The organism is Tepidibacter mesophilus (genome assembly GCF_002724055.1).
In the GTDB taxonomy this organism is placed as follows: domain Bacteria; phylum Bacillota; class Clostridia; order Peptostreptococcales; family Peptostreptococcaceae; genus Tepidibacter_A; species Tepidibacter_A mesophilus.
Map to the genome: position 1 here is coordinate 59,751 of NZ_BDQY01000015.1, position 25,577 is coordinate 85,327.

Below are 25,577 nucleotides of genomic sequence, written 5' to 3' on the forward strand. Positions count from 1 at the left end.
GGTTAAATTATGTCTTCATTAACAATAAATTTTTCATCCATAATGATATTTTTTATATCTAAAACAATACTTCGTTCTTTTGTTACTCCCTTAAAGTAGTTAGCATTAAAATTTGTTATAGTTGAAATATTTTTTTGTATTTCTGATAAAGAAATATTCTTACATCCTAAAATGCCATCTATAGCTATTCCAACCTCTATTTCATCCATATTTATAACAATTACTTTTTTTACATTATCTGCATTTATTTTTGCTACAGTAAAACCTAAAAAATTTCTAATATCTATTACAGATATTATTTTCCCTCTAAAATTCATTATTCCTACTATAAAAGCAGGTGTACATGGAAGCATAGTAACATTTTTTATAGAATATACCTCATTAACATATACAACTTCAACTGCATATTTTTGGCTTGAATCATCATCGTTTAACACAAATTCTAGAATTTCAGTACTTTCAAATATTTCTTCTTTATTGAACTCTTCCATAAACTTCTCCCTTATCAATTATATTTTTGATCATTTGCTTTAATACTCCCACTGTCATTTCTTCTGAATAAGGAATTATATCCTCATCATCAAAATTATCTAATAATTCAAGTGTATTTTTTAAATTTTTAAATGCTTCGGCATGTTTGCCTTGTTTTAAATTTAAATTCCCTAGGTCAAAGTAGGCCATAATGAAATTTGGATTAAGATAAACAACTTTTTTTAATGTCATAACAGCTTCGATAACATTCCCTTGTTCTTGCTGAATACTCGCTAAAAGGTAATAATAAAAAGGATTTATTCTGTCAATAAGGATAGCTTTTTTACAGCATTCAATAGCTTCTTCAAGCTTTCCCTCATTGGCTAGGGAACGAGCTATTATTTCAAGCTCTTGCGCATTTTGTTTGTCTTCCTTTGTTGATTTTTTTTCATCTTTTATTGTAACATTATTAATATTTAAATTTTTTTGGTGTTTTAATATATCATTTTGCATAATTAATTTTTTTTGTATAAAACTATTATCAATCAAACTATGGTCAAATAACTTTACTAAATTATTTTTTTTAATTCTTTTATTGTATAAAAACATGTCGTTAATATTTATAGGTGTAAAAGAAGTATCATTAAGAAATAAACTTTCAGTTGGTGCCACAACAAGCCAACCTCCATTTACAATATTATTATAAAAACGATCAATTATTCTACTAGCTTGATATTTACTAAAATATATAAGAACATTTCTACAAAATATAATATCCATATTTTTGATAATCTTCCCATCAAATATATAAGTTTGATCAGCCAAATTTAAACTTTCAAATTTTACAAATCGAAGGATATCCTCCTTAAGTTTATAGCTCATATCATCCATTCTAATAAAATACTTATTTTTAATGCTTGAATCTACACCTCTAAAGGACCATTCACTATATATTCCTTTTTTAGCCTTACTAAGAGATGAATGATTTATATCAGTAGCAATAATCTCTATATTCCAATTTTTATAATCAGGAATAAGCTCTTTAACTAAAATAGCTATTGAATAGGCTTCTTCACCAGAAGAACAACCACTACTCCAAATCTTCAAACTTTTACTAGAACATCTTCTCTTATTAATTATATCTGGTAATATTGTCTGTCTCATTGCATCAAATAATTTTTTATCTCTAAAAAAATAAGTTTCTCCAATAGTAAGACAACCTACTAAATTCTTTAAATCTTCTTGAGACAATTTATTTGAAAGTATTAATTTTATATAATCTTCAAAATCAATATTTTTTTGTTTTGCTGCATTAAATATACTTCTTGTAAGGTCATTAAACCTTTTTTCTGTAAAATATAACCCAAATCTTGTTTCTATATATTTATCTATATTATAAAGAATATCTTTAGAAATATTATTTGTCATTTTTATCCCTCTACTTAACTTTAAAATTTTCAATCTATATTCAATAATACATTTTATTATATATCATATTAAATACCTCATAAATGTTTTTTTAATGTTCTATAACACCTAAAAAGACCATACTAAATTACTTATAGTACGGTCATAAATTTTGCTTTACTTGACCTTCACATTTTCCTTTGTATTGAAATCCCTAATGCCCATCTGTTAAATTATAACATTTAAAATTCTATAATAGAATAAAAATTCTCAATTATAATTCACTTTTCTATTTCTTAACATATTATTGCAATTATAGTATACTTTAATTACAATAACATGTTTTTATGTAATATATTGTTATTTTATATATTTAATTGTTATTTTTATCAAAACAACTAAAGGGGATGGGGTATATGCAAACTTATATAAGTAAACCAGAAATAGGATTTCCTAAATCAGAAATTCGCAATAATACAGAAATGATGAATATTTTGGGATTACAAGATTCTAGAAAACTAAAAATCTTATTCAAAAAAGGTGGAGTAAATACAAAATTTTCTACATACAATTTCAAAGAAAATAAATCTAATGAAGATATGACAAAAATGTGTTTTGAATCAATAGAAAAGCTATTTATAAACAATAAGATTACAGCTAAAGACATTGATTGTATAATAACTTGTTATAATTCAACCGACCAACAATTACCAGGATTAAGTAGTAGATTGTTCTCAGAAATAGATTTCAATAAAAACATTCACAACTATCCTATATTCGGTTTGGGTTGTGGTGCATTCGTTTCAGCAATCAAATTATCAAACACATTATTAAAAGATGAAAATATAAAGAATATATTAGTTGTATGCTGCGAAGCTCAAACTCACATGTATTTTGAGAACTCAGATCCTAATGATAATGGACAGCTAATGTCAGTAACAATATTCGGTGATGGAGCGTCTGCCACATTAATTACCAAAGATAGCTCATTTAACTGTAATAAACTTCAGGTTATCGATACTAAAGTTTCAACTTGTTATAGTAATAGTATGTCAATGAAAAATAATATAGTTCATCTTGATGAAAAACTTCTCGAAAATATCTCACCACATATATACGACTTAGTTTCTTCTTTACTGGAAGAACACGGTTTAAAAAAAGAAGATATTGATCATTGGGTTATGCACTCCGGAGGAAAGAAAATTTTAGCAGGGGTAAAGAAATTATTCGATTTAAGTGATGATCAAATGCTACCTTCACTTCAAGTGTATAAAAATTACGGCAATATATCTTGTGCAAGCGTACCAGTAGGATTAAATAGATTATACACATTATCAGAAGATAACAAATATATGAAAAATCCAGGAGATCTGGGCATAATTCTAGGCTTTGGTTCAGGATTTTTCCTTGGTGCAAGTTTAGTGAAATATTTATAACCTTTTTAGTATATTAAAAAACCGTATAGATTTTTCTATACGGTTTTGTTATCTATTTTTAAAAACTATTCTCTAAAATAATACCCATATTTCTATTTTAATAATAATATATTTTCTATATCTAATTTAATATTATCTGGCAAATTCTGATTTAGATTTCTTTCTAATAAATTTCTATACTTTATTCCCGATTTCTTAAGGTATTCTTTTAATAAAGGAATTCTTTTCTTTGGATCTTTCATAACACTATATGCCACATACCAATCTTCTAGAGTAGTCAAATTTACTTTGATATTATCTATTATCATACAATCTTTAATAGCATCATCATCTAAAACAAACTCATAGATTTTACCTTCTCCTAAATCTATTTTAAAATCTCCAAGAAACTCAACCATAGTATCTTCCACTATATACCCAAAAAATTCTTTTGTTTTAAAGGGTTCTTTTGAAGGTAATTCTATATATGTACCTATAGTATCCATAAATTTTTTTATTTCATCTTTATGATTTGCATCTATTAATATATCAATATCATTTGGATTCTCTACTAAACCATAATGATTTAATACTACCGATCCCCCGATTGCCCAAGTACAATTCAACTTATTCAATCCCTCTGCTATTTTTCTTAATACATATTGATTCATATTGTCCTCCTATAGAAATCATTTCATTAATTCTATTTTATTTTCTACTAAATTTAATATCCCATTCTCCATTTGGATTTTTGCATTAAAAAACCGTACAAATTTCTCTGTACGGTTATAATCCCAATTGGTGGAGGCGAGGGGAGTCGAACCCCTGTCCGAAAGCCCTTTCCCTAAAGCTTCTACGAGTGTATCTACTATATTAGGTTCTCGTCTCTCCTAGTGCCTAGTAGCGGGCTCTAAGATTGACCAGCCTTAGTTAATCTGTCTTTAGTCAAGGCACCCTAAAGATAGGTCCCCACTTCAATGACGTTCTAGTCTAACTCGTGGGCAAGTTAGGTAGAACGAGCAGCTATATTAAGCCGCTAAAGCGTAATTATCGTTTGCGTTTATATTTAGTCCCCAGTTTTTACATGCTCCAGGGAAACATGACTCGCTACCTTAAGTTCCAAACCCCCGTCGAAACCTTTACGCCCCCATGTTTTAGTGTCTGCTCGACATTTCTCTTTGAATACGTCTTTGAGCATCTTTCTTAGCTAAATCATGGCGCTTATCATAAAGCTTCTTACCTTTAGCAAGTCCTATAGATACTTTAACCTTACCTCTTTTTAAATATACACTAAGAGGTACTAGTGAGTATCCTTGTTGGTTTATAAGTCCAATAAGCTTTCTTATTTCTTGTTTATGAAGTAATAACTTTCTAACTCTAAGAGGATCTACATTAAATATATTCCCTTGCTCATATGGGCTTATATGCACTTGTTTTAAGAATACCTCTGTATTCTCAACAGAAGCATATCCTTCTGCTAAGTTCAGCTTACCTGCCCTTATAGACTTAACTTCAGTACCTTTAAGTTCAATACCCGCTTCATATACTTCCTCTATAAAGTAGTTATGTCTAGCTTTTCTGTTTGATGCTAAAATTTTGCTTCCTTCACCCATATTCTCACCCTCTTAATACTTCAATACTTATTGTAAAAATAATGATACCATATATACAGTTAACTGTCAAGATTAAGACTAGAGCTTGAGCTCTAGTCTTTAAACTATACTATTGTAAGTTCTATTTCTTTAAAATCTATATTAACACTAGATACCTTAACCCTTAAACTATCTCCTATCTTATAAGTTTTTTTTGTGTGCTCTCCTATTAAAACATAGTTATCAGAATCAAATATATAATAGTCATCATTTAAATTAGAAAGTCTTATAAGTCCTTCTACAGTATTTTCTACTTCTACAAACATTCCAAATGATGTAACACTAGATATTCTTCCATCAAACTCTTCTCCAATTCTATCAGCCATATATTCTGCTTTTTTTAGATCTTCGACTTCTCTTTGAGCATCATCTGCTGCTCTTTCTCTTAAAGATGACTGATCTGCAGCGTAGGTAACTATATGTTTAAGAGCTTGAATTCTCTTCTCATCTATCTTTCCATTTATAGATTCCTTTATTATTCTGTGTATTTGAAGATCTGGATATCTTCTTATAGGCGATGTGTAGTGAGAATAATACTTTGCAGCAAGCCCAAAATGTCCCGAACAATCCGGTGAATATCTAGCCTGTTTTAACGATCTTAACATAAGTGTAGAAACAACCAATTCTTCATTCTTTCCTTTAATATCATTTAAAAGCATTTGTAAGCTCTTTGGGTGTACTACTTCCAAGTCTCCCTTTATATGATATCCAAATGTTGCCACAAACTTGTTAAATTGCTCTATTTTCTCTGCGTTAGGAGTTTCATGTATTCTATAAACGAAAGGTATTTTAAGCCAGAAAAAATGCTCTGCTACTGTTTCATTACTCACAAGCATAAATTCTTCTATGATTCTATTAGCTATTCTTCTTTCGTATTTCTTAATGTCTAATACCTTTCCATTCTTATCAAGGATTATTTTAGCTTCTGCAAAATCAAAGTCTATAGCACCTCTTGATGATCTTCTTTTCATAAGTATTCTTGCAAGCTTTTCCATTGTTCTAAAGTCTTCTACTAACTCTTTATACTTATTTATAAGTTCCTCATCTTCATTTTCAAGTATATCCGATACATCTGTGTATACCATTCTAGCCTTAGTATTTATTACAGACTCAACGATTTCATGATTTAAAACATTACCATTGTTATCTATTTCCATAAATATAGATAAAGTAAGTCTATCTACATTCGGATTTAAACTACATAATCCATTTGATAATTTAGTTGGAAGCATAGGAATTACTCTGTCTATTAAGTATACAGAAGTTCCTCTTTTTAAAGCTTCTTTATCAAGTTTACTTCCTTCTTTAACATAATGAGTTACGTCAGCTATGTGAACTCCTAATTTATAATTTCCACTATCAAGCACTTCTATAGAAACAGCATCATCCAAATCTTTAGCATCGGCTCCATCTATAGTGAAAGTAGTTATATCTCTTAAATCCACTCTTCTTTTTATCTCTTCTATAGGCAATTCATCACTTATTCTTTGAGCTTCGGCTAATACCTTATTAGGAAATTCTTCTGGTAAATCAAGTTCTCTAATTACAGATAATATATCTACACCTTTCTCACCTTTTCTTCCTAAGATCTCTATTATTTTACCTTCTGGATTTCTTCCTTTTTGAGGCCATTGAGTTATTTCACAAACTACCTTGTCTCCATGGCTTGCTCTTAAAGATTCTGCTTTTGGTATATATATATCTCTTGTAAACCTTTTGTTATCGGCCACTACAAATCCGAAGTTTTTACTAGATTCATACACTCCAACTACAGTCTTAATCGATCTTTCAACTATTTTTATAACTTCACCTTCTGCACGTCTACTCTCTTTTGCTATTTCCATTATTCTAGCTACAACCTTATCATTGTGCATAGCTCCATTTAAATGCTCTGCTGGTATAAATAAATCTTCTACACCCTCTTCGTTAGATACAACAAAGCCAAATCCTCTTTGGTGCATTTGAATTCTTCCAACAAATAAATTCATTTTATTAGGAAGACCATATCTATTCTTTTTAGTCTTGTATATTTCGCCTTCTTCTTCAAGTTCATCTAAAAAATTATAAAACATAGCCCTCTCAGCAGGGTGTATATCGAATATATTTGAAAGTTCCTCTTTAGTTAAGGGATTGTATGCATTTTCTTTCATAAATGTAAGTAACGTTTCTTTCATTCCTGGTACCATCTAATACCTCCTATTAAAATTAGAATTTTAATTATATTAATATCTTTTCCATTTATTATTATTTTAAATACTAATTATTAATAATTTATTAATAATGCAAATTTTAACACTAAACTTTATAATATCATTCTTTTCTATATTAATACATCATTTTTTTCTATTTTTGAAAATAATATCAATACCTATACATATTAATATTATAGGCCAAAATTTAACTAATATATCAATTGTAGATTCATCTATAATATTAAAATTTTCTAAAGTCCACCCAATTCCTAAAAGTATAAAAAAGATACCCCAAATCAACCCACCTTTATTCATATTAATCATCTCCCTGTTTTTTTACTATAATATATATTCCAATTATAATAAAAATTATAGGCCATAATTTCTCTATTTCTATCCAGTACAAATACTCATCTACCAAGCTAAAACTACCTATTAAAACTAATATACTTCCCAATAAAACTTTATTTTTCCTAGACTTATTATTATCATATCTTGATACACCTTCTTCATATTTGTGTTTATTCATATTATATTCACTAAAGCTTTCTTGTGGTATTATAACTGCACATATTATATAAGCTAAAATTCCTAATCCGCCTGCAAAAAATCCTAATATCCATAAAACCCTAACTATAGTTGAGTCAATATCAAAATATCTTGCCAATCCTCCACAAACTCCAGTTAAAACTTTATCATCTAAAGATCTATAAACTTTTTTATTCATAAAATCATTCCTTTCTTAATAGAATCTTACACTTTAGGCTTTTTATATAAAAAAAACTGTATATTAATATAATATACAGTTCCTTCTCATATATAAACCCTTATTTTAATAATTTTACTAATATTCCTCCATACTGAACAAATAATGGAGCAAATACCAAAGATACTATAGTCATAAGCTTAATCAAAATATTTATAGATGGACCCGATGTATCCTTGAATGGATCTCCTACTGTGTCTCCTACAACAGCTGCTTTATGAGGTTCACTTCCCTTACCTCCATGATGTCCTGCTTCTATATATTTTTTTGCATTGTCCCATGCTCCACCTGCATTTGACATCATTATAGCCATAAGTATACCTGCTACTAATGCTCCAGCTAGAAGACCTCCTAAGCCTTCTGTACCAAGTAATAATCCAGTTAATACAGGAGATAGTACTGCAAGAACACCAGGTAATACCATTTGTTTGAGAGCCGATGCCGTAGATATATCTACGCATTTTGCATAATCTGGTTTTGTAGTCCCCTGCATTATTCCAGGCATTTCTCTAAACTGTCTTCTAACCTCTTCTATCATCTCAAAAGCAGCTTTTCCTACAGCTTCCATAGTCATAGCCGAGAATAAAAATGGAAGCATACCTCCTATTAACATTCCTGATATAACCACAGGGTTAGTTAAGTCTATTCCGCTAAGATTTGCAGCCTCTGTATACGATGCAAATAAAGCAAGTGCTGCAAGTGCTGCTGAACCTATTGCAAATCCTTTCCCTATAGCAGCCGTAGTATTTCCAACTGAGTCTAGCTTATCAGTTATATTCCTAACCTCACTTGGTAGTTCACACATTTCCGCTATTCCACCTGCATTATCAGCTATAGGTCCATAAGCATCAACGGCTATTGTCATTCCAGCTGTTGATAGCATACCTACAGATGCTAATGCAATTCCATAAATTCCTGCAATAGAATAGGCTATCAATATTCCAAGGGACATAACAATTATAGGCCATAATGTAGATTTCATCCCAACTGCAAGACCTGATATTATAGTAGTAGCAGGTCCTGTTTCAGACTGATATGCAATTTTTTTAACATGAGAATAATCACTAGATGTATATATTTCAGTTAACTGCCCTATACATGTTCCAACTATTATACCTATTAACACCACCCAAAATCCCTTTAAGTCTCCTAATAAATTATTTGATAAAAAGAATCCGAAAGCCATAGTTAAAATTGATGATATATAAGTTCCCATCTTAAGCGCCTTATGAGGATCACTATTTTCATCTGCTTTTACAAAGAATGTTCCTACTATACTTCCTATTATCCCCCCAGCAGATAATAATAGAGGAAATATAGCTCCATTTATACCGTATGCTATAAGCCCAAGTGTTATAGCAGCTATTAATGATCCTACATATGATTCAAATAAATCAGCACCCATACCCGCAACATCGCCTACATTATCTCCTACATTATCGGCTATAACAGCAGGATTTCTAGGATCATCCTCTGGTATTCCGGCCTCTACTTTACCCACAAGATCCGCTCCTACATCAGCAGCCTTTGTATATATACCTCCTCCAACACGTCCAAATAAGGCAAGTGAAGAAGCTCCAAGACCGAACCCTGTAAGTATCTTTGCTGATTCAGATGGATTATTTCCTAATTTATAAAGAATTAAAAATAAAAATCCAATTCCCAAAATTCCAAGACCTACTACTGTCATTCCCATTACAGCACCACCAGAAAATGCAATACTTAATGCCTTATTCATTCCCTGTTCTTTAGCTGCATTTGCAGTTCTTACATTTGCTTTTGTTGCAACTTTCATTCCAAAAAAACCTGCTAATGTAGAAAATAAAGATCCTACTAAAAAACAAAATGCAGTAAGCGGGTTTATAAATAAATATAAAACTATAAATATAGCTGCTACAAATAAAACTAAGGTCTTATATTCTCTAGTTAAAAAAGCCATGGCACCTTCTTGTATGTATGAAGAAATTTCCTTCATTCTGTCAGTACCAACCTCTACTCTATTAATTTTATTCGCTAGTATAAATGCAAACAACAAGGCTATAATACCTGAAATTGCTGCAATCCCTGAATATGAGATCATTCCAACAACCTCCCCTTTAAAATTTATTTTAGCTTTTAAATAGCTATATTAGTTTTATATTATTTTATTCGTACTATTATGATATATATTTTCATTAGACATAAAGAAATGACGCTTATTAAAATATCTTTAAGATATTTTAATAAGCGTCATTTCTTTATTAAAAGTTATAAAAAATTATTGTATAGCAACAAGTGCTAATGCCACTATTATAAATAAAGTTGCAAAAACAGATGTTATTTTTGAAAACACAGCATCTAAACCTCTTGCTTTAGTTCCCATAACTTGTTCTGCTCCTCCCGCTATACTTCCAGAAAGACCTGCACTTTTTCCTGATTGAAGTAATACACTTACAATCAATATTATACTACTTATAAGCTGAATTACCATTAAAAAAGTTTTCATACTACACCCCCTTAAGTTTAAGGTAAATTAATATAGTTAGTTTAACATATATGAATTAATCATTCAATAAAAAATTCGTCTACTCGCTACGTACTAACTAATGTGCCCAACTAGTCTTACGTGCTCCGTTGATTAAAATAGTTGATACTACGTAAATAAAAATAGGAAGGATATATCCTCCCTATAATTTTTAGATTATTTTAAGTTAAAGAAAGCTTTCATCCCAGGGAATTGAGCTACATCTCCAACTATTTCTTCAATTCTTAATAATTGATTGTATTTAGCAACTCTATCAGTTCTACAAGGAGCACCAGTCTTAATTTGTCCTGCATTAAGTGCAACAGCTAAATCAGCTATAATAGTATCTTCAGTTTCTCCTGATCTATGAGATATAACAGCTGTGTATCCAGCTCTATTAGCCATTTGTATAGCATCTAAAGTTTCAGTTATAGTTCCTATTTGATTAAGCTTTATAAGTATAGAATTTGCTATACCATTTTCTATACCTTTTGATAATCGCTCAGTGTTAGTAACGAATAAATCATCTCCAACTAATTGAATCTTGTTACCTAATTTTTCAGTAAGTAACTTCCATCCATCCCAATCATCTTCATCTAATGCATCTTCAAGAGATATAATTGGATATTTTTCAACTAAGCTAGCATAGAAGTCTACCATTTCTTCAACAGATAATTCTCTTCCTTCTCCAGCTAATACATACTTCTTAGTTTCTTTGTTATAGAACTCTGTAGCTGCTGCATCTATAGCTATTTTAATATCTTTTCCTGGCTCATATCCAGAAACCTTAACAGCTTCAACTATTACTTGTAAAGCTTCTTCATTTGATGCTAGGTTTGGAGCAAATCCTCCCTCGTCACCTACTCCAGTTCCAAGTCCTTTTTCTTGTAATACTTTCTTTAAGTTGTGATATATTTCAGCACACATTCTTAAAGCTTCTTTGAAACAACAAGCTCCAACAGGCATTATCATAAATTCTTGGATATCAACGTTGTTATCAGCATGCTCTCCACCATTTAATATATTCATCATTGGCACCGGAAGCTGTTTTGCATTTACTCCACCAATATATTGGAATAATGGTAATCCTAATTCTTCAGCAGCAGCTCTAGCTACAGCCATAGAAACTCCAAGAATTGCATTAGCTCCTAATCTACCTTTGTTATTAGTTCCATCAAGCTCTATTAAAAGATTATCTATTCCTACTTGATCAAATACATTCATATCTTCAAGCTCTGGAGCTATTATGTTGTTTACATTATCAACAGCTTTAGTAACTCCTTTACCTAAGTATCTTCCTTTATCCCCATCTCTAAGTTCAACAGCTTCAAACGCTCCCGTAGAAGCTCCAGATGGAACTATTGCTCTTCCTATTTCTCCACTTTCAAGCATTACTTCAACCTCAACAGTTGGATTTCCTCTTGAGTCTAATATTTCTCTAGCGTATACTTCTTGAATAAAACTCATATTTGTTTCTCCTCTCTAAATTAACAAATTTATTGTAGTATTTTTATATTTTACTTTTTTATAAGAAGACTGTCTCCAGTCATTTCCTCAGGTTTTTGTACGTTCATAGTATCAAGTAAAGTAGGAGCCAAATCGCAAAGTCTACCTCCGTCTTTTAACTTAACATCTTCATCCGTTATAAATATACATGGAACTTCATTTGTAGAATGTGAAGTAACTGTGTTTCCATCTTCATCACACATATATTCAGCATTTCCATGATCTGCTGTTATTATAGCATTTCCACCTAATAAAACTATTTTATCTATAATTTTTCCAAGACATTCATCTATAGTTTCAACAGCTTTAACGGTAGCATCTATAACGCCTGTATGTCCCACCATATCTGGATTTGCATAATTTAAAACTATAAAGTCATACTTATGTTCATCAAGCCTTTGAAGTAAATTCTCTGTTACTTCATAAGCTGACATTTCAGGTTTTAAATCATATGTTGCAACCTTAGGAGATGGTATTAAACATCTCTCTTCTCCTTCATTAGGCTCTTCTACCCCTCCGTTAAAGAAGAATGTAACATGAGCATATTTCTCAGTTTCTGCAATTCTCAATTGCTTTATACCCTTAGAACTTAAATATTGACCTAATGTATTTATAAGTTTTTGAGGCTTAAATGCAACATTTACTTCTTTTATAGTTACATCATATTGAGTCATACAAACAAATACAGTATCTATATAGTCTCTTTTGAACCCATCAAACTCTCTTGAGGCTATACTTTTTGTTATTTGTCTTGCTCTATCTGGTCTAAAGTTAAAAAATACAATTGAATCATTTTCTTGTATTTTAGCTATCGGTTTATTATTTTCAAGTATTACAGTAGGAAGTACGAATTCATCAGTTTTATTATCATTATATGCTTTTTCAACTGCTTCTTTTGCACTATTTGCTATTTCTCCTTGAGATAAAACCATACTATTAAATCCAAGTTCGATTCTTTCCCATCTCTTATCTCTATCCATTGAATAATACCTTCCAGAAACAGTAGCTATTTTGCCTACACCTATTTCTTTCATGTAAGATTCTATTTCATCTATATATTTAATTGCACTTTTAGGATCTGTATCTCTTCCATCTAAGATTGCATGTAAATATACTTTATCAAGACCTTCTTTTTTTGCAAATTCTAAAAGTCCTTTTAAGTGGTTTATATGAGAATGTACTCCACCATCAGACAAAAGACCCATTATATGAAGACTTTTGTTGTTTTGTTTCGAATTATTCATAGCTTTTAATAATTCTTCATTTTCAAAGAAATCTCCATCTTCTATTGCTTTAGTTATTCTAGTAAGCTCTTGGTATACTATTCTTCCTGCTCCAATGTTTAAGTGTCCAACCTCTGAATTTCCCATTTGACCATTTGGAAGTCCAACGTATTCTCCACTTGTCTTTATTGAAGTACAAGGATATTTTTGTGCATATTTAATCATATTAGGCGTTTTAGCTTGCTTTATTGCATTTCCTAAATCTGAATTATTAATACCCCAACCATCTAATATGATTAAAGCTGTAGGCTTCTTCATGTCTATCAACTCCTTAGAAATTAACAAGTTCTACATAATCTTTTGGCTGAAGACTCGCTCCACCAACTAAAGCACCATCTATATCTGATTCGTTCATTATCTCTTCTACATTAGCAGGTTTAACACTTCCGCCGTATTGTATTCTAACTTCTTCTGCTGTTTGATCAGAATACACATTAGCCACAACATCTCTTATATAAGATATAACATCATTAGCATCTTTACTACTAGATGTTTTTCCTGTACCTATAGCCCATATTGGTTCATAAGCTATAACTATATCTTTTATGTCTTTTTCATGTATATTTACTAACGCTTCTTCAACTTGAACTTTAACTACATCCTTAGTTTTATCAGCTTCTCTTTGTTCTAAAGTTTCACCAACACAAATTATAGGATTTATTTTATATTCTAAAGCTTTTATAACTTTCTTGTTTACAGTTTCGTCAGTTTCATTGAAGTATTGTCTTCTCTCCGAATGACCTATTACAACATAGTCAATATCTAACTCTTTTAACATAAGAGGAGATATTTCTCCAGTGAAAGCACCTTTTTCTTCAAAATGCATATTTTGAGCACCAATCTTAATATTAGTATCTTTAGTAGCTTCTTTTAAATCTTTAAGTAAAGTGAAAGGAGCACAAATAACAGCTTCAACGTCAGTCCCTTTTATCTCAGATTTAATTTCATTTACAAATTCAACCGCTTCTTTTATTGTTTTATGCATTTTCCAGTTTCCTGCAATAATTGGTTTTCTCATAACTACACTCCCCTTTTAAATTATTTATTGTTTAAAGCGACTATTCCTGGAAGCTCTTTTCCTTCTAAGAATTCAAGTGAAGCTCCGCCACCAGTAGATATGTGAGTCATTTTATCTCCAAAACCTAATATATTTACAGCAGCAGCACTGTCTCCTCCACCAATTACAGTTGTAGCATCAGCATCCGCCATAGCTTTTGCAACTTCTATAGTTCCTTTTGCGAAGTTTTCAAACTCAAATACTCCCATAGGTCCATTCCATATAACTGTTTTAGCTTCTTTAACAGCATCAGCATATAATTTTGCAGTTTTAGGTCCTATATCAAGTCCCATAAATCCTTCTTTTATGTTCTGATCTTCTGTAACAACAGGAGCTGTTTCTTTATCAAACTTTTCTCCAGTAACGTGATCAACTGGAAGTAATAATTTAACTCCCTTTTCTTCTGCTTTTTTAACCATTTCCATTGAATAATCCATTTTATCTTCTTCAAGTAAAGAAGTTCCTATTTCATATCCTTGTGCTTTTAAGAATGTGTAAGCCATTCCTCCACCGATTATTAAAGTATCTACTTTTTCAAGTAAGTTGTTTATGACATTTATCTTATCAGAAACTTTTGCTCCTCCAAGTATAGCTACAAAAGGTCTTATTGGAGACTCAACAGCTTCTCCTAAGAATTTTAATTCTTTTTGAATTAAGTATCCACATACGCTAGTTTCTACAAATTCAGTAACCCCAACAGTAGAACAATGGGCTCTATGTGCAGTTCCAAATGCATCGTTTACGAATACGTCAGCTAAAGATGCTAATTCTTTTGAGAAGTTTTCTTCGTTTTTAGTTTCTTCTTTTCTATATCTAGTGTTTTGAAGTAAAACTACATCTGAGTTTTTCATATCATCAACTGATTTTTTAGCATTTTTTCCTACAACATTATCATCCGCTGCAAATACAACTTCTTTATTTAACATTTCTGATAATCTCTTAGCTACAGGCGCTAAAGAAAGCTCTGGCTTAGCTTCCCCTTTTGGTTTTCCTAAGTGAGAACATAAAATAACTTTTGCTCCATTTTCTATTAAGTATTTTATAGTAGGTAAAGCACCAACTAATCTGTTCTCATCAGTTATAGCTCCATCTTTTAAAGGTACGTTAAAGTCGCATCTTACTAATACTTTTTTTCCGTTCACATCTATATTTTCTATACTCTTTTTATTTAACATCGACATATTATACAACTCCTTTTCGCTAAAAGTATATCATATTTTCATAAAAATGCTATACTTTTTATGTTTAAATTTAAATATAAAAAGTCCTGAGTCCGTAGTATACACTACAAACCCGGACTTGTTTAAAACTCAAATTATAATATTATTTAGAAAGATTTACGAAATGTTGTAAAGTTCTTATTAATTGAGCTGTATATGACATTTCATTATCATACCAAGAAGCAACTTTAACTAATTGTTCCCCATTAATCTCCATAACCTTAGTTTGAGTAGCATCGAATAACGATCCGAAGTGCATTCCAATTATATCAGATGATACTATTGGCTCTTCAGTATATCCATATGACTCATTAGAAGCAGTTTTCATAGCTTCATTAATTTCTTCTGCAGTTACATTATTTTCAAGTGTACAAACAAGTTCAGTTAACGAACCAGTTATAACTGGTACTCTTTGAGCTCCTCCATCTAGTTTACCTTTAAGTTCTGGTATAACAAGACCTATAGCCTTAGCAGCTCCTGTTGATCCTGGAACTATGTTAGCTGCAGCAGCTCTAGCACGACGAAGGTCTCCTTTTCTATGAGGTGCATCTAATGTGTTTTGATCATTAGTGTAACCATGTATAGTAGTCATTAATCCTTTTGTTACCTTGAACTTATCGTTTAATACTTTAACCATTGGTGCTAAACAGTTAGTAGTACAAGAAGCTCCTGATATAACTGTTTCTGATCCATCTAATATATCATGATTAACATTGAATACTACAGTCTTCAAATCACCTGTTGCTGGCGCAGATATAACAACTTTCTTAGCTCCAGCTTTAATGTGTCCTTCTGCTTTTCCCTTATCAGCAAAGAATCCTGTACACTCAAGTACTACATCTACTCCCATTTTACCCCAAGGTAAGTTTTCTGGATTAGCTTCAGCAGTTACTTTTATTTCTTTTCCGTTTACAACAAAAGCTCCTTCTTTAACTTCTATTTCCCCATTGAAACGTCCTTGAGCTGAATCATACTTTAATAAGTGTGCTAATGTTTTAGCATCTGTTAAGTCATTTATTGCAACCACTTCAAATTCTGACTTGTCAAGCATTAATCTTAAAGCCAATCTTCCTATTCTTCCAAATCCATTAATAGCAACTTTAATCATGTTTCATTCCTCCTGGTTAATTTATATTTTAAATTGTGAAATAATTTATATGGTTAAATTATTTCACATATTTTATTTGCAGCACCTTCATCAGTAACTAACACTAAATCCTTTTTTATCTTTGATATAGCAAGTATAGCATCTGCTTTTCTACTTCCTCCAACTATTCCTATAGTATTTTTTATTGATTTGAAATTTTCAAGTTTTATGCCTATAGTACTAGTCTCGTATATTATTTCACCTTCTCTATTAAAGTAATATCCAAAGGATTCACCCACAGCTCCTTTTGACATTATATAATTATACTCAGAGTCAGGCATCTTTCTTCTTCTAGCCATATCATCTGCTCTTCCCACACCAAATACTAAAACATCTACATTTTGTATATGGTTTAATGTTTGGTTTATCTCAGGCTCTGATATCAAGCTATTTAAAGTTTCTTCGGTTACATTATCAGGAACATGTAAAAGCTTATAGTTTCCTCCAAGCTTCTTCCCAAGTATTGCAGCTATGTTATTTGATTGTATTTCTACCTCTTTGCCAAGTCCTCCTCTAGCTGGAACTACCAAAATATTTTCATATTTTTTTGTTTCATGACAGCAATTAGCAAACTCAAGCATAGTATTTCCACCAGTTACTCCTATTATATAGTCATTTTTTATTATGTTAGTAAGATATTTGTAAGTTGCTTTACCTATATCTTTTATAACAAGAGAGTCCTCATCAGCATTTCCAGGTAGTATTATAACTTTTTTTATACCTAGTTTTTTCTTTATTTTCTCTTCCAACTCAGAAATACCCATTATTTCACCCATAAATATCTTCAAGTCATTAAGAAGATTAATCCCATTTTCATTTATACTCATTCCAGAAGTATATATGTTTATAAGATCTTGTTTTTTTAAAAATTCAACCTCTGATCTTACTACTCTTTCACTTAAATCTAGTTTATTTGAAAGAGATCTTCTTCCTATGGATTCATTTAATGCTATCTGATTTAATATTTTGTATCTTCTATACATAATATCTAAAACTTCAGGCATTATTTTCTTTTGAAGTTGTATCAAATTTTTCATAATCTTATACCTCTTAGGTTTTTTAAGTCCCTATGTTTATTTTACGTCCCTATATCTTCATTTTTTTGGCGGGATCTAAAAAGTCCCTATGATTTTTTTTAGTCCCACCGCTTAATTTAATTCTATACCAACATAGAAATTTTTTCAATATTTTTTTGAAATAATATTATTTTTTTTATTTTATTTTTTAATTTTAATTAAAATTCTTTCCTCTTAGAAGACGAACCTATTCCTAATTCTTCCCTATATTTTGCAACAGTTCTTCTAGATATATTTATATCCTTCTTTTCTAATAAAGTGCATATTTTAGAATCACTATATGGTTTTTTCTTATCTTCAGAATTTATTATTTCCTTTATTATATTTTTTATACTAGTAGATGCTATATCTTCTTGTTGCTTTAACCCACTACTGAAGAAATATTTTAGTTCAAACATCCCATGTGGCGTCAAAATGTATTTTCCATTTACACCTCTACTAACTGTTGATTCATGTATTTCTAAATTTTGAGCTATATCTTTTAATATTAAAGGTTTTAGATACTTATTTCCATTTTCAAAGAATTCATATTGGTATTTTACTATTTCTTTCGAAATTCTAAGTATTGTATTTTTTCTACTTTCTATATTTTTTACCAAATTAAATGCAGAGTTTAATTTTTCTTTTATATACTGTTTCGCATTTTCATCATCTTGAGAACTTTTTAATATTTCTTCGTAAAATTTATTTATTTTTATATGAGTAGTATTTTTTTCATTTAAATATACCTCATATTCTCTTCCTATTTTCTCAACTATAACATCTGGTGTTATATAATTATTTTTAGAAGACGTATATTTATTTCCAGGCTTTGGATTTAACTTTTTAATTATATTTATTACTTCAATACATTTTTCCATGTTTATCCTATATTTTTTACATACTTCTTTATATTTTTTATCTGCTAGTAATTTTAAATCATTTTCGATAATATTTTCCAATAAATCATCTTGTATATTTTTTTCTTTTAATTGAATAATCAAGCACTCTTCTATACTTCTAGCTCCTATACCACTTGGTTCAAGAGTTTGGACTACTTTTAGATTTTTTATTAAATTTTCTTTAGTTGTTTTTAATATGTTTGCTATTTCTTCTATATCACTTTTAAAATATCCTTGATCATCTATTGAGTCTATTATGTATTCAACTATTTCTTTATCTTTTTTGTTTAGATTGTAATAATTTATTTGATTTTTCAAATATTCATATAAATTCATATTATATTTAATCATATTTTCTATATTGTAATCTTCATTGTCATAATTAACTGGATTTGTTTGATTATAGGTTCTATTGTTAATATTATTTATATATTTTTCCCAATCTATTTTATCGTTTTTATCTATTTCTATAACAGGATTTTCTTCTCTCTCTTTAGATATAACTTCTTCCAAATCGTGGGTGCTCATGTTCAATATATCTAAAGATTGTTTTAATTGTTTTGTAAGCACTAGTTTTTGACTTTGATTTAATTCTAAACCAAAATTTATTTTCATAAAAATCCATCCTTTACGTTAAACTCTTATTAATATTCTTATTATATCAAAAAAAATTTATTTAATTTTGATTTAATATTTAATAATTTAATTTTATTTAAATTTAATATCCATTTATTTATTTTTTTTCAAGTTTTTAATATATATATTTTAATATATAATCTACTTTTTTTGACATACTAATTAAAGGTTCAACATTGTTTTGCTTTTAATAAGGAGGTTCTATAATGAATAAAAAATTTAAATTTCATATTTTAAGCGTTGTATTTTTATTGATATTTAGCTGTGCAAGCATATCTTATGCCGATACCGTTTATACAGTGGTTAAAGGTGATAGTATGTGGAAAATTGCTGTAAGATACGAAATTGGATTATCCGAAATAATAAGTGCGAATCCACAGATTAAAAATCCCGCGCTTATATATCCGGGAAATAAACTTACTATTCCTCAAATCAATGATGTAAAAGCTATTGAAAATGAGGTTGTAAGGCTTGTAAATGTAGAAAGATCTAAAAATGGTTTAAGTCCACTTACTCAAAACTGGGAACTATCAAGAGTTGCAAGGTATAAATCTCAAGATATGATCAATAAAAACTATTTTTCTCATACATCGCCAACTTACGGAAGTCCATTTGATATGATGAAAAACTTCGGTATAAAATACTCAACTGCAGGAGAAAACATAGCTTATGGTCAAAGAACAGCAGCTGAAGTTATGAATTCTTGGATGAATTCTCCAGGACATAGAAAAAATATATTATCTCCTAATTTTACTCAAATAGGAGTAGGTCTTGCTACTAAATCTAATGGAACTAAGTATTGGACACAAATGTTTATAAGACCTTAAAAAATCTTAATGAATTTTAATTTTGTACTTTAAGCAAAAATAAAGGGTATTAAAATACATTTTAATACCCTTTATTTTATAAATCCTATTCTATCTCAAATAAATTTATATACGTATTATTTACTACTATTATTACTAATTACAACTACCCATTATAATCATTTCAGTACATGTAACCAACTTCATGTTATTAGCCTAATAAGAAGTTGGTATTATGAATAATGGGCAGTTGCAATCAAACTAAAATACTTGATATTTGCTCCTAGTTTTTGAGTACACTCACTAATTTTAAATTAATACCTACTTGAACATAATTCTAATTTTATGCCTCAAATATAATTATAAAATACTACTGTACTTATTTCCCATATTCTTTTGATATACGGATCTTAACTTATCACTTTTTTCCTTATCCATGTCTTTTTTTCTTATTAAAGATGCTTGGTTCATATTAAAATAACTTATAAAATAATCTTTCGACTCTAATACTTGATAAAATTGGCTATACTTAATCTTAGATTCACCTTCAAATACCGTACTTTTTATTATTAAAAAATCCTCATAAAAATCCAATGTTTCTTGTGAATTAAATACTCCCGTCTTGTCTGTTTTTATTCTTTGTTTATTTTTTCTTTCAACTTTAAAAATTATTACAAAAACAGCTACAATCGTTAATACCATCCAAAATATAAAAAATTTTATTATGTTGAATTGATGTTCACTATAAGCTAGGAATATAGCCATTAAAGCAGATAAGAAAAGTATAAATGGAATTATTATTTTACTTCTTAAAAATGTGGCAATATATAAAAATTTATGGTAGTCTTCTTTTTCCATAGATGTTTTTACTGTAAATAGTTTATTGTCATTCATATCCACCTCTCCATTCAATTCACTTTTATTTTAATTTATATAATATTTCTTTAAAAAGTATTAATTCTATCCTTGTTCTACAATAAAAGCTCTATACCAATTCAATATTTATATTTACTACTCTAATTGTTGCTTTTTACTATGTAGTTTATGATAATGGGAACTTCTATTACTCCTTCTATATTTTGGTTCAACATAAAGATAATTTTTTAGCCCTTATTTTTGTGTTCTCTATATTCCTCAAGTTCTTTTATCTCCGTAGCTTTAATATTGTCAAATTCTTTTCCAAGCATACCGTCTGGTATTTTACGTTCATCTAAAAAAGTTTGATGTAATAAGTTCCAGTATTTTAACCGAATACTTCTAAGTTCTGGATCTTTTATTCGGCTTATTTCTTCATTATTAAGGATTTCTTTAAATTGTTCTTCTTCACTTAAATAGTCATTATTACTCATAGTTCTACCTCCTTAACATTCTTCAAATTATTAGTTCTACTTTTCCAATAATCAACTTAACTACCTACTTATAGATATTATTCATAGTGTTAATTTTAATCATATAGGTAAATTACACCATAGAAATTAATCAAAAGGACTTTGAAGAAAAGCAGAATTTATAACAAACGAAATACAGAAGTGGGGGTAACAGATAAAAAGGTAAATTACCCTCCACTTTAACTTTTAAAAGTAGATATTCCAAAATATAAACAATTAAATGTTAGATAATTTTCATATACCTTCTACTATGAAACTTAGATTGTATTGTTCAAATACACGTTAAAAAACTTCTTTTGTTTGACCGTAGGGAGTTTAAGAAGTTTTAGTATATTTGATAAGATACAATCTATAGTTTTATTAGAAGGTATATTAATTATCGGTATTTAATTGTTTATATTTTGGGGCAAAAAAATAGACCTTAATCAAAATTAAAATCTATTTTTATTTACCTTTAATCAGCACATCTTTTCTGATTTATAATAATCTATCTAACCCTTGTTTTAAATCACCAATTATATCTTCTACATTTTCAAGTCCTACTGATAATCTTACAAGTCCATCACTTATTCCTGCCTGCATTCTTTCTTCAGGAGTATAAGGAGAATGAGTCATAGATGCTGGATGTTGAATTAAAGTTTCACAATCACCTAAGCTAACTGCTAATGTACAAAGTTCAAGACTGTTTATGAATTTTATACCTTCAGCTATTCCACCCTTAACTTCAAAAGCTATCATAGCACCTGGCATGTCCATTTGCTTTTTAGCTATCTCATATTGTTCATGCTCTTCAAACCCTGGATAATATACTTTCTCTATAGCTTTGTGGTTTTTTAAGAACTTCGCAACTTCCATTGCATTTTCACAGTGTCTTTGCATTCTCACATCTAAAGTTTTTAATCCTCTTATTATTAAATAAGCATCAAATGGACTAAGAACAGCTCCCGTCATATCCTTTACTCCAAATAATCTAACATTATTTATAAATTCTTGCTTCCCTACTACAAATCCGGCTATAACATCGCCATGGCCATTTAAATACTTAGTGGCAGAATGAACTACAACGTCAGCTCCAAGTTCAATCGGTCTTTGAATGAAAGGCGTACAGAATGTATTATCAATCATTAACATACAATCTTCTTTCTCATGAGTAACCTTAGCTACTTCTTCAATATCAACGACCTTTAAATTTGGATTAGCAGGCGTTTCTATGTACACAACTTTAGTATTATCCTTCATAGCTTTTCTAATATTATCTGCATTAGATGCATCTACAAAAGTAACCTCTACTCCAAATCTTGTAAGTCCATGATTTAAGAGTGCAAAAGTACATCCATATAAAGTTTCATCGGCAACAATATGGTCTCCAGCTTTTAAAGCTGTCCAAAGTGCAGATGATATAGCCCCCATTCCAGAAGCTGTAGACATACAAGCTTCACCATTTTCAAGTGCAGCTACCTTATCTTCTAATTGTGTAGAAGTAGGATTGCCAAGTCTTGTATATATATATCCCGGCTCCTCAAGTGCGAATCTTCTTCCACCTTGCTCTGCATTATCAAATACAAAAGTAGATGTTTGATATATAGGAGTAGTTAAAGCTCCTGATACAATATCTTTCTTATGACCAGCGTGAATAGTCTTTGTAGAAAAACCAGCTTTTTTTAAATTATAATTACTCATATTATATCCCCTCCATGTAATATTTTACATGTTAATTCATTTACTTACAAGGGAATTAGTATGTATTTTTAGATTTTTTTAAATTTTTCGAATTTTGTCGAAATATAAGAACCAGATAGAAAAATTCTATCTGGCTCAATATTTACTATTATATACTACTTATAAGTTTCTTTAAATCTACCTCATCAAACTGATGACTTGTATTACAGAAATGACAAGTAAGTTCTGCTTTTTTATCAGTTTCAAGTATCTCTTCTAAATCCTTCTTACCTATACTCATTAAAGCTCTTTCTAATCTCTCCTTACTACAATCACATTCAAATCCAACCTCATATTTATCAAGTATCTCATGATCAAGACCATTAAGTACTATATCTAATATATCCTCTGGCATTTTTCCATCAGCTATTAAAGTTGATATAGGCTTCATATCAGATAGATTCTTCTCTAATATTTGTATACTTTCCTCACTAGCATCAGGAAGAAGCTGAATTATAAATCCACCAGATGCTTTTATAGAATAATCTGTATCAACCAGCACGCCTAAAGCTATTGCAGATGGTTGCTGTTCTGAATACATATAATATGCAGTAAAGTCCTCTGCTATTTCTCCATTTACCAAAGGATACGAACCTATGTATGGCTTTTTAAGACCTAAGTCCTTTATAACAGTTATAGTTCCCTGAGTTCCAACAGCAGCCCCAACATCAAGCTTACCAGCATATTTAAGAGGAACATCAACAAAAGGGTTTGATACATATCCCTTTACCATTCCCTTTGAGTTACTAACTATAACTATATTTCCTAAAGGTCCATCACCCTTTATCTGAACTGTTAATTTATCATTTTCATTTTTCATCATAACACCCATCATAGATGTTGCAGTTAATGTTCTTCCAAGTGCAGCACTTGCAACTGGAGTTGTATTATGTATCTTTCTAGCAGTCTCTACCATATCAGTAGTATATGCAGCAAAAGCTCTTATACTGTGATTTCCAGCACTGGCTCTAATTATAAAATTTTTCATATTTGCCTCCTTATGAATATTGTCTATAATTGAAACTATTATAGTTTCTTATATCAAAAATCCCTGATATTTATTGTATCAGGGAAAAAGTATAGCATCCAAATAATAAGCAGTCAATTATGTCTATTATTTTTTACACACAAAAAATACTCTCTCGGTTTCTTCATCTGCTTCGGAAAAAGTAAAATCCTTATACACATTAATGTATTCAAATCCTGATTTTTTTAGCATCTTTATTATTTCATGATTTTTATAAGCTCTTTGATAGTGAGTTTCTTCAAATTTTTGATAATATTCTCCGTTTCGTGTAAAAAAAGCTAGATTCATCTCTACCATATCACTCTCATCATCAAAATAGTTTTCCCAAATATAAGTTATATCTTCTCTATTTTCTCCAAAAGTATTGTTACCAAGTATATTTGATAATTTATTATATGAACTTATATCAAATATAAATACACCTTTTTGTTTAAGCAATCCATATACATTGTCGAATATACTCTGTATGTCTTCATTTTCTAATATATAATTAAACCCATCACATGCACATAAAACACAATCTAAATTATAAATTTCAAAATCAAGTTCAGTCATATCTTGATTTAAAAATACAACTTCTATACCTTTATCTATACACTTTTCTCTTGCTACACTAAGCATCTCCTCAGATATATCAATTCCTAAAATATCGTAATTTTTTTTAGCAAAAGGTATAGTCAAATTACCTGTTCCACATGCAAGCTCAAGTATATTTTTAACCTGTACATCTTCTTTTTTTATTATTTTTTCTATATATTCTACCCATTTATCATAATCTACATTATCCATTAAATTATCGTATATGAATGCGAAATCGTTATACTGCATAATCTTCTCCTATTTCTTTTTCTTATTTTTTTTCCTAGCTGTGAGCATTCCACCAATTCTTCCAGCTTCCTTGGCTGTAAGCCCTGCCCAGCCTTGTTCATTTATCTTATCCATAAGCCCTATTTCACTGGCAATTTCATATTTCATTATATCATTTTCTGTAACTATTTTCTTCTTTTTATTTTTATCCATAACCAAACCTCCTTTTCACTTATTTTTACCATGTTTTCTCAAAATATTCTTCGACATTTTTTTACTTTTTTCTTGATTTTTATTGTATACAATGATACAATATATTTCGTTGTGAAATAATATTATTTTCCCACTCCCCCTTTAGTATAAGAAAGAGGTCAGCTAAATAGCTGACCTCTCAGTTTGAAGACAAAACTTATGTACTTAGCTATGCTATGCATAAGTTTTTCTTTATTTTTCCATAAATTGTATGAGGAATAGCTTTTATTTGTACAAACATACTCAAAAACAGCCTTTCAGGAGACTTATTCCATATCCAAAGGGCTAACTTTTTTAAATTGAGACATGTGAAAACAAGCAAAGCTTGCATTTTATTTTTTTTAAGACCTTTAAGTCTCGTATAAC

At 29.8% G+C, this 25,577-nt stretch carries 24 protein-coding genes, 1 other RNA gene and 1 pseudogene; 2 read left to right on the forward strand and 24 right to left on the reverse strand.

What is annotated here, in order from left to right; all coding sequences use genetic code 11:
* Window positions 1-2 precede the first annotated feature (2 nt).
* Both Tmeso_RS10250 and Tmeso_RS10255 read right to left on the reverse strand, forming a co-directional pair.
* On the reverse strand, window positions 3-491 hold the full coding sequence (locus tag Tmeso_RS10250) for a chemotaxis protein CheW (RefSeq protein WP_099190851.1): 489 nt from the start codon (window positions 489-491) through the stop codon (window positions 3-5).
* Complete coding sequence (locus Tmeso_RS10255) at window positions 475-1,899, reverse strand: CheR family methyltransferase (protein ID WP_099190853.1); 1,425 nt, start codon at window positions 1,897-1,899, stop codon at window positions 475-477. The genes Tmeso_RS10250 and Tmeso_RS10255 overlap by 17 nt, the downstream gene beginning before the upstream one ends.
* Before the next feature lie 395 nt (window positions 1,900-2,294).
* Between Tmeso_RS10255 and Tmeso_RS10260 the strand changes: the two genes are divergently transcribed.
* Entirely contained in the window at window positions 2,295-3,314 is a 1,020-nt protein-coding gene (locus Tmeso_RS10260) for a 3-oxoacyl-[acyl-carrier-protein] synthase III C-terminal domain-containing protein (RefSeq protein ID WP_187296310.1), read from the forward strand.
* Window positions 3,315-3,406: 92 nt separating this feature from the next.
* Here Tmeso_RS10260 and Tmeso_RS10265 read toward each other — a convergent pair whose 3' ends face one another.
* The 15 genes from Tmeso_RS10265 to rpoN all read right to left on the reverse strand — a co-directional run bounded on the left by Tmeso_RS10265 (window position 3,407) and on the right by rpoN (window position 19,191).
* Entirely contained in the window at window positions 3,407-3,964 is a 558-nt protein-coding gene (locus Tmeso_RS10265) for a nucleotidyltransferase domain-containing protein (RefSeq protein WP_099190857.1), read from the reverse strand.
* Between the two features lie 128 nt (window positions 3,965-4,092).
* Window positions 4,093-4,442, reverse strand: a transfer-messenger RNA (tmRNA) gene (ssrA, locus tag Tmeso_RS10270).
* Window positions 4,443-4,447: 5 nt separating this feature from the next.
* Window positions 4,448-4,906: an SsrA-binding protein SmpB gene (smpB, locus tag Tmeso_RS10275; RefSeq protein WP_099190859.1), complete on the reverse strand. Its 459-nt coding sequence runs from the start codon at window positions 4,904-4,906 to the stop codon at window positions 4,448-4,450.
* A gap of 104 nt (window positions 4,907-5,010) precedes the next feature.
* Complete coding sequence (gene rnr, locus Tmeso_RS10280; protein WP_099190861.1) at window positions 5,011-7,131, reverse strand: ribonuclease R; 2,121 nt, start codon at window positions 7,129-7,131, stop codon at window positions 5,011-5,013.
* Between the two features lie 147 nt (window positions 7,132-7,278).
* Window positions 7,279-7,452 carry a LiaF transmembrane domain-containing protein gene (locus Tmeso_RS16450; RefSeq protein ID WP_187296311.1) on the reverse strand — a complete coding sequence of 58 codons (174 nt, stop codon included), beginning with the start codon at window positions 7,450-7,452 and terminating at the stop codon, window positions 7,279-7,281.
* Between the two features lies 1 nt (window position 7,453).
* On the reverse strand, window positions 7,454-7,864 hold the full coding sequence (locus tag Tmeso_RS10285; RefSeq protein WP_099190863.1) for a PspC domain-containing protein: 411 nt from the start codon (window positions 7,862-7,864) through the stop codon (window positions 7,454-7,456).
* Between the two features lie 100 nt (window positions 7,865-7,964).
* Entirely contained in the window at window positions 7,965-9,983 is a 2,019-nt protein-coding gene (locus Tmeso_RS10290; protein WP_099190865.1) for a sodium-translocating pyrophosphatase, read from the reverse strand.
* 177 nt (window positions 9,984-10,160) lie between these two features.
* Window positions 10,161-10,388 (reverse strand): preprotein translocase subunit SecG, encoded by a 228-nt coding sequence (secG, locus tag Tmeso_RS10295; RefSeq protein ID WP_099190867.1) that lies wholly within the window; start codon window positions 10,386-10,388, stop codon window positions 10,161-10,163.
* A 195-nt stretch (window positions 10,389-10,583) separates the two neighbouring features.
* Entirely contained in the window at window positions 10,584-11,873 is a 1,290-nt protein-coding gene (gene eno / locus Tmeso_RS10300) for a phosphopyruvate hydratase (protein WP_099190869.1), read from the reverse strand.
* A 50-nt stretch (window positions 11,874-11,923) separates the two neighbouring features.
* Window positions 11,924-13,453 carry a 2,3-bisphosphoglycerate-independent phosphoglycerate mutase gene (gpmI, locus tag Tmeso_RS10305; RefSeq protein WP_099190871.1) on the reverse strand — a complete coding sequence of 510 codons (1,530 nt, stop codon included), beginning with the start codon at window positions 13,451-13,453 and terminating at the stop codon, window positions 11,924-11,926.
* Between the two features lie 13 nt (window positions 13,454-13,466).
* Entirely contained in the window at window positions 13,467-14,213 is a 747-nt protein-coding gene (tpiA, locus tag Tmeso_RS10310) for a triose-phosphate isomerase (RefSeq protein ID WP_099190873.1), read from the reverse strand.
* 20 nt (window positions 14,214-14,233) lie between these two features.
* A complete protein-coding gene (locus Tmeso_RS10315; RefSeq protein WP_187296312.1) occupies window positions 14,234-15,433 on the reverse strand; it encodes a phosphoglycerate kinase in 1,200 nt (399 codons plus the stop codon).
* A 142-nt stretch (window positions 15,434-15,575) separates the two neighbouring features.
* Window positions 15,576-16,580 carry a type I glyceraldehyde-3-phosphate dehydrogenase gene (gene gap, locus Tmeso_RS10320; RefSeq protein ID WP_099190875.1) on the reverse strand — a complete coding sequence of 335 codons (1,005 nt, stop codon included), beginning with the start codon at window positions 16,578-16,580 and terminating at the stop codon, window positions 15,576-15,578.
* 53 nt (window positions 16,581-16,633) lie between these two features.
* Window positions 16,634-17,656: a sugar-binding transcriptional regulator gene (locus tag Tmeso_RS10325; protein WP_099190877.1), complete on the reverse strand. Its 1,023-nt coding sequence runs from the start codon at window positions 17,654-17,656 to the stop codon at window positions 16,634-16,636.
* A gap of 197 nt (window positions 17,657-17,853) precedes the next feature.
* Window positions 17,854-19,191 (reverse strand): RNA polymerase factor sigma-54, encoded by a 1,338-nt coding sequence (rpoN, locus tag Tmeso_RS10330; protein WP_099190879.1) that lies wholly within the window; start codon window positions 19,189-19,191, stop codon window positions 17,854-17,856.
* A 227-nt stretch (window positions 19,192-19,418) separates the two neighbouring features.
* Between rpoN and safA the strand changes: the two genes are divergently transcribed.
* Window positions 19,419-20,039 carry a SafA/ExsA family spore coat assembly protein gene (gene safA, locus Tmeso_RS10335; protein ID WP_099190881.1) on the forward strand — a complete coding sequence of 207 codons (621 nt, stop codon included), beginning with the start codon at window positions 19,419-19,421 and terminating at the stop codon, window positions 20,037-20,039.
* A 339-nt stretch (window positions 20,040-20,378) separates the two neighbouring features.
* Here safA and Tmeso_RS10340 read toward each other — a convergent pair whose 3' ends face one another.
* The 7 genes and pseudogenes from Tmeso_RS10340 to Tmeso_RS16740 all read right to left on the reverse strand — a co-directional run.
* The gene (locus Tmeso_RS10340) at window positions 20,379-20,912 is read right to left on the reverse strand and encodes a YcxB family protein (RefSeq protein WP_099190883.1); all 534 of its coding nucleotides are present in this window, start codon (window positions 20,910-20,912) and stop codon (window positions 20,379-20,381) included.
* A gap of 209 nt (window positions 20,913-21,121) precedes the next feature.
* Window positions 21,122-21,367, reverse strand: a complete 246-nt coding sequence (locus tag Tmeso_RS10345; RefSeq protein WP_099190885.1) for a hypothetical protein — start codon at window positions 21,365-21,367, stop codon at window positions 21,122-21,124.
* 516 nt (window positions 21,368-21,883) lie between these two features.
* A complete protein-coding gene (gene megL, locus Tmeso_RS10350) occupies window positions 21,884-23,086 on the reverse strand; it encodes a methionine gamma-lyase (RefSeq protein ID WP_099190887.1) in 1,203 nt (400 codons plus the stop codon).
* Window positions 23,087-23,234: 148 nt separating this feature from the next.
* Window positions 23,235-24,113: an Hsp33 family molecular chaperone HslO gene (gene hslO, locus Tmeso_RS10355; RefSeq protein ID WP_099190889.1), complete on the reverse strand. Its 879-nt coding sequence runs from the start codon at window positions 24,111-24,113 to the stop codon at window positions 23,235-23,237.
* 126 nt (window positions 24,114-24,239) lie between these two features.
* Complete coding sequence (locus tag Tmeso_RS10360) at window positions 24,240-24,983, reverse strand: class I SAM-dependent DNA methyltransferase (RefSeq protein ID WP_099190891.1); 744 nt, start codon at window positions 24,981-24,983, stop codon at window positions 24,240-24,242.
* Between the two features lie 6 nt (window positions 24,984-24,989).
* Window positions 24,990-25,172 carry a small, acid-soluble spore protein, alpha/beta type gene (locus Tmeso_RS10365; protein ID WP_099190893.1) on the reverse strand — a complete coding sequence of 61 codons (183 nt, stop codon included), beginning with the start codon at window positions 25,170-25,172 and terminating at the stop codon, window positions 24,990-24,992.
* Between the two features lie 208 nt (window positions 25,173-25,380).
* Window positions 25,381-25,577 (reverse strand): annotated as a pseudogene (locus Tmeso_RS16740) (hypothetical protein); the annotation flags it as partial.

Coding starts and splice junctions, on each gene's coding strand:
- Tmeso_RS10250 (WP_099190851.1), bottom strand. CDS start 491: ATGGAAGAGTTCAATAAAGAAGAAATATTTGAAAGTACTGAAATTCTA.
- Tmeso_RS10255 (WP_099190853.1), bottom strand. CDS start 1,899: ATGACAAATAATATTTCTAAAGATATTCTTTATAATATAGATAAATAT.
- Tmeso_RS10260 (WP_187296310.1), top strand. CDS start 2,295: ATGCAAACTTATATAAGTAAACCAGAAATAGGATTTCCTAAATCAGAA.
- Tmeso_RS10265 (WP_099190857.1), bottom strand. CDS start 3,964: ATGAATCAATATGTATTAAGAAAAATAGCAGAGGGATTGAATAAGTTG.
- smpB (WP_099190859.1), bottom strand. CDS start 4,906: ATGGGTGAAGGAAGCAAAATTTTAGCATCAAACAGAAAAGCTAGACAT.
- rnr (WP_099190861.1), bottom strand. CDS start 7,131: ATGGTACCAGGAATGAAAGAAACGTTACTTACATTTATGAAAGAAAAT.
- Tmeso_RS16450 (WP_187296311.1), bottom strand. CDS start 7,452: ATGAATAAAGGTGGGTTGATTTGGGGTATCTTTTTTATACTTTTAGGA.
- Tmeso_RS10285 (WP_099190863.1), bottom strand. CDS start 7,864: ATGAATAAAAAAGTTTATAGATCTTTAGATGATAAAGTTTTAACTGGA.
- Tmeso_RS10290 (WP_099190865.1), bottom strand. CDS start 9,983: ATGATCTCATATTCAGGGATTGCAGCAATTTCAGGTATTATAGCCTTG.
- secG (WP_099190867.1), bottom strand. CDS start 10,388: ATGAAAACTTTTTTAATGGTAATTCAGCTTATAAGTAGTATAATATTG.
- eno (WP_099190869.1), bottom strand. CDS start 11,873: ATGAGTTTTATTCAAGAAGTATACGCTAGAGAAATATTAGACTCAAGA.
- gpmI (WP_099190871.1), bottom strand. CDS start 13,453: ATGAAGAAGCCTACAGCTTTAATCATATTAGATGGTTGGGGTATTAAT.
- tpiA (WP_099190873.1), bottom strand. CDS start 14,213: ATGAGAAAACCAATTATTGCAGGAAACTGGAAAATGCATAAAACAATA.
- Tmeso_RS10315 (WP_187296312.1), bottom strand. CDS start 15,433: ATGTCGATGTTAAATAAAAAGAGTATAGAAAATATAGATGTGAACGGA.
- gap (WP_099190875.1), bottom strand. CDS start 16,580: ATGATTAAAGTTGCTATTAATGGATTTGGAAGAATAGGAAGATTGGCT.
- Tmeso_RS10325 (WP_099190877.1), bottom strand. CDS start 17,656: ATGAAAAATTTGATACAACTTCAAAAGAAAATAATGCCTGAAGTTTTA.
- rpoN (WP_099190879.1), bottom strand. CDS start 19,191: ATGAAAATAAATTTTGGTTTAGAATTAAATCAAAGTCAAAAACTAGTG.
- safA (WP_099190881.1), top strand. CDS start 19,419: ATGAATAAAAAATTTAAATTTCATATTTTAAGCGTTGTATTTTTATTG.
- Tmeso_RS10340 (WP_099190883.1), bottom strand. CDS start 20,912: ATGAATGACAATAAACTATTTACAGTAAAAACATCTATGGAAAAAGAA.
- Tmeso_RS10345 (WP_099190885.1), bottom strand. CDS start 21,367: ATGAGTAATAATGACTATTTAAGTGAAGAAGAACAATTTAAAGAAATC.
- megL (WP_099190887.1), bottom strand. CDS start 23,086: ATGAGTAATTATAATTTAAAAAAAGCTGGTTTTTCTACAAAGACTATT.
- hslO (WP_099190889.1), bottom strand. CDS start 24,113: ATGAAAAATTTTATAATTAGAGCCAGTGCTGGAAATCACAGTATAAGA.
- Tmeso_RS10365 (WP_099190893.1), bottom strand. CDS start 25,172: ATGGATAAAAATAAAAAGAAGAAAATAGTTACAGAAAATGATATAATG.